Here is a 2,971-nt window from a genome sequence, read left to right on the forward strand (position 1 = left end):
ACACCGATCGATGTGCCAGCCCTGCGACGAGCCGACGACCGCGTGCGCAAGGCCGCGGCCGTCGGCGTGGACGCGGTTGCGATCGAAACGTTACCGACACCAACCGATCCGACGTGTCCACATCCCGAAGGGCCGGGGTAAGACGCGACCGATTGGGATTTCGGCGTTCGAGGACAAGCTGGTCCAGGACGCCGTCCGCGACGTGCTGGAGACGATCTGCTCGTACGGCTTCCGGCCCGGACGCAACGCCCATGACGCCGTGCGGACCCTGGACCGGATCATCCATCCGGGCGAGGTGAACTGGATCCTGGAGGCCGACATCGCCTCCTACTTCGACCGCGTCGATCGCACGGCGCTCGTCGAGATGCTCCAGACTCGGGTGGCCGATGGGTCGCTGCTGCGACGGATCGGCAAGTGCTTGCACGTGGGAGCAGGGCTACCCTGATCCGTTACGCCGACGACTTCATCATCGGCTTCGAGCGCGAGGACGACGCTCGGCGTGTAATCGAGGTGCTGGGGAAACGGCTGGGGTGTCGACGCCATCGACATCGGTCGGTAAGGGAACAGCACGCCGCGCTCAGCCGGCGACTGCGAGGCCACTTCAACTACTTCGGCGTGAGCGGCAACTTTCGTAGCCTGCTGCTTCTCGTCGCATCCACGAGGCGGGCCTGGTACAAGTGGCTGCACCGTCGCAGCCAACGCAAGCGCCTGAAGGGTGCGCCGGGAGGGAGTCGTCGGCCTCACGAGCTCGCTCATCGCGGCGGGGGCGAGGAGCGTGGTTAGGACGCAGTGGATGGTGGCGGACGAGGCGTCGGCCGCCCTGATGGTCTCGTTCCACGAGAAGCTGGGAGCTGGGCTCGCCAAGGACGAGGCCCTACGGCGGGCGATGGTCCAGATCCAAAAGGAGAAGGCCATGTCCCACCCCTTCTTCTGGGTGGGCTTCCTGCTCGTCGGTGATCCAGACCGCCCGCTATCTTTACCGACCCGCTGAACGGGCCGCCTAGGACGGGGCCGAACCTTGGACTCCGAGCAAGGTACCTCCGCCCCCCCACTGTCGTCTCGTCGGCCGCTTCGCGGTTGGCGTTGCGAAGTTCTGTGTGCGAATCCACCTCCACGAGCATTGAAGAGGGCAGGACCCATCCACTTGAGAGAGGGACGCGATGACGAAAGCGGCGATCCGCTTCACCGGCTTCCTGTTGAGCGGCCTCGCACTGGCGGCGTCGAGCCCGAGCTTCGTCCTCGACGAGCACGCGTTCAACTCCGGCGGTCTTCCGGACGGAGGCCCGATTCCATCTTCCGGGGTGGGCTTCCGGGTGACACTCGTCTCAATTGGTGGGGGTTTGGCGCACCTCGACCTCGCAAGCGCCTCGTTCGCCCTCGACTCGAGCTTCTCTACGGCCTATCCCCCGCCGTCCGACGTCCTTGGCGTCGAGTTCACCTCGGGCACCGACCTCGCGTGGGATCCACAGAGGTCGATGGTCTACAACGTGTACCGCGACCTGATCAGCAATCTTATCGGGCTAGGCTTCGGGAGCTGTCTCGCCCCTGCGGAACGGGCCCTCCCGATCGCAGCGGATTCAAGCGTGCCCGCCGTGGGCGACGGCTACTTCTATCTCGTGACGGCGGAAAACCGCCTCGACGAGGAAGGCACCAAGGGATTCCAAGCCATGGGCGGCATACCAGGAGCGGAGCGCGCCAACGCGGCCCCGTGCCCTTGACCTGAATCTCGGAGGAAACGACGATGCGCTCGAAAAGAATCGTTGTGTCGGCTGTGGCCATCCTCGCGGCGGCCCTGTGGGCCACCGCCTTCGCAGCATCACCGCCGCCGCTCGTGAACTACCAGGGCGTGCTCCGCGACGTGGCCGGCGCGCCCGAGAACGGTTCATTCGACATGATCTTCCGATTCTACCATGCCGATGGTGGGCCGGGGTGCCCAGCGGCGGGTGGCACGCTGTTGCTCACCGACAGCCACACGTCGGTCGATGCGATCGGCCAGGTGACGGTGACCAGCGGCCTGTTCGATGTCCGGCTCGGAGAGGGCACGCTGACCGCGGGAGCGGCGGCTACGCTCGGCGAGGTCTTTCGAGACGACGCGGCCGTCTACCTCGAGATCCAGATCAGCGGGGAGACGCTGTGCCCCCGGATCCGGGTCGTTTCCTCGGCCTACTCGCTGAATGCCGACCACTTGGATGGCAAGGACTCACTGGACCTCCTCGACACGTCGGTGGTCCCACAAACGAAGGCCGGGGCTCTGACCCTCGGTTCCACACTGACGGTGGGAAGCGACATCCTGCTCGGGGGTGAGGTGAACTTCAGCCCTTCAAATGCCGGGATCAGCGCGAGCAGCAACGCGCTCTATCTCCGTGCTGGAAACGAGAATGGAGACGACCTCGTTCTCATGGGTGGCGACACCGTCGACGACGGCAGGATTACGATCTCCGGCAAATCAACCATCGAACTCCGTCCGTGGGGTGGGGTCGTGGGATTCGTCAGGGAAAGCGACGGAGTCGAGTTGGCGAGACTGGACGGAACTCCGGGAACTCCCGGCAACCTCGAGATTGGTGGTGCGTTGTATCCAGGTAACGCCGGTGAGAGTCTGTCCTGGGACGCGGCCCAGACCCGTTTCGAGTTCAGCGACGGGCTCGCAGTGGAGGGGTGGCTTCAAGTGGGGACGCTCGCGACTTTGGAGCCCTACAACCGCCTCGGAACGCTGACACGCTTCAACGCGGACATCGACAGCGTCTCGGACCTGTTCGTGAGTGACTCGCTGGAGGTCAACGATCGACTGTTCATCAATGCAGCGAGTATCCGGCTGAATCAGGATGGTCCGGAGGGTTTCCAGGACATCTACTTCTTCGAGGATGGTTCCGACACGGGTGAGGCGATTGAGTGGGACGACCCTACGGATGAGTTCCAGATCACTGATAGCTTGACCGTATTCGGGAACTTGTCGGCCACCGGTACGAAACCG

The 2,971-nt window shown here is 64.5% G+C and carries 5 protein-coding genes; all 5 read left to right on the forward strand.

Annotated elements, in window-relative coordinates; all coding sequences use genetic code 11:
- Positions 1-445: reverse transcriptase domain-containing protein (locus VEK15_17490; GenBank protein ID HXV62497.1), on the forward strand; the 445-nt coding region annotated here is incomplete at its 5' end.
- Positions 415-783 carry a hypothetical protein gene (locus tag VEK15_17495; protein HXV62498.1) on the forward strand — a complete coding sequence of 123 codons (369 nt, stop codon included), beginning with the start codon at positions 415-417 and terminating at the stop codon, positions 781-783. The genes VEK15_17490 and VEK15_17495, both read left to right, overlap by 31 nt.
- The gene (locus tag VEK15_17500) at positions 776-991 is read left to right on the forward strand and encodes a CHAT domain-containing protein (GenBank protein HXV62499.1); all 216 of its coding nucleotides are present in this window, start codon (positions 776-778) and stop codon (positions 989-991) included. Before VEK15_17495 ends, VEK15_17500 begins: the two co-directional genes overlap by 8 nt.
- A 169-nt stretch (positions 992-1,160) precedes the next feature.
- Positions 1,161-1,718, forward strand: a complete 558-nt coding sequence (locus VEK15_17505) for a hypothetical protein (GenBank protein HXV62500.1) — start codon at positions 1,161-1,163, stop codon at positions 1,716-1,718.
- Between the two features lie 23 nt (positions 1,719-1,741).
- On the forward strand, positions 1,742-2,971 hold a 1,230-nt coding region (locus VEK15_17510), incomplete at its 3' end, for a hypothetical protein (protein HXV62501.1).

It is taken from the genome of Vicinamibacteria bacterium, from assembly GCA_035620555.1.
In the GTDB taxonomy this organism is placed as follows: Bacteria; Acidobacteriota; Vicinamibacteria; order Marinacidobacterales; family SMYC01; genus DASPGQ01.